Genomic DNA, 755 nt, shown 5'->3' on the forward strand with positions numbered 1-755 from the left:
CACTCTGGCTTGCTGAAAAGGCGGCCCACCAAATAGCCCTTCGTAGGTAAGGAGAGCCTCTTTTGGAGATGTGTATTTCGGTAGCGTTAAATTGGCCAGACTGTTTAACCGCGGGATCTAGGCCTGCAAATGCGACTAATTGTTCTGGGCGATCAAAACGTTCTATCGAGCCAATTTCACCTATGATAACCGCTGCTGTGACATCTCCAATACCTTTTATAGTGGTTAAATAGGTTGCTTGTTGTTCGATGAGTATAGAAAGCTTTTCTTCAATCTGATGTATTTGACGATCTAGTAAAGAAAGTTGTTCAAGTAATAGATGGATTTGCGTTCGAAAAGAATCTGTGGCCATGGTAATGCCGAAGCTCTCTGCTGCAGATTCTTTAATCCTAGTCGCTTTTTCATGTGCTCTTTTTTGTCCATAGGCTTGTTTACTGGCCTCATTTAAGAATGCAGCTAAGCTATCTGTATCAATGGTGTGTATGTCTTCTGGCATAGGATAATGAAAAAGCAATTCAGAAGAAAATGCCCCAAATACTTCGGAAAACAACTCTTCATATTCTGGGAATACCTGGTCGAGAAGCGCTATGATCTTTCGTTTGATATCCGAACTTTGATCTACCAGGGAATAACGCAATCTTTCCAAATGCCTTATCTGAAGCAAATCTTCTTCTATAAAAGGCGTTGCTTCTGGAGCGTCAATTCTAATAACTTGTGCAATGAGAAAAGCATCACGAGTATCTGTTTTTGTCTTA

Annotated in this window: 1 protein-coding gene; it reads right to left on the minus strand. The window is 40.8% G+C overall.

Translation table 11 applies throughout. From position 1 onward, the window contains the following. The coding region (locus GH715_RS21270; protein WP_163578839.1) for an IS110 family RNA-guided transposase at positions 1–755 on the minus strand (755 nt) is incomplete at both ends.

Origin of the sequence: Gracilibacillus thailandensis, from assembly GCF_010994055.1 — a bacterium.
In the GTDB taxonomy this organism is placed as follows: Bacteria; Bacillota; Bacilli; order Bacillales; family Amphibacillaceae; genus Gracilibacillus; species Gracilibacillus lacisalsi.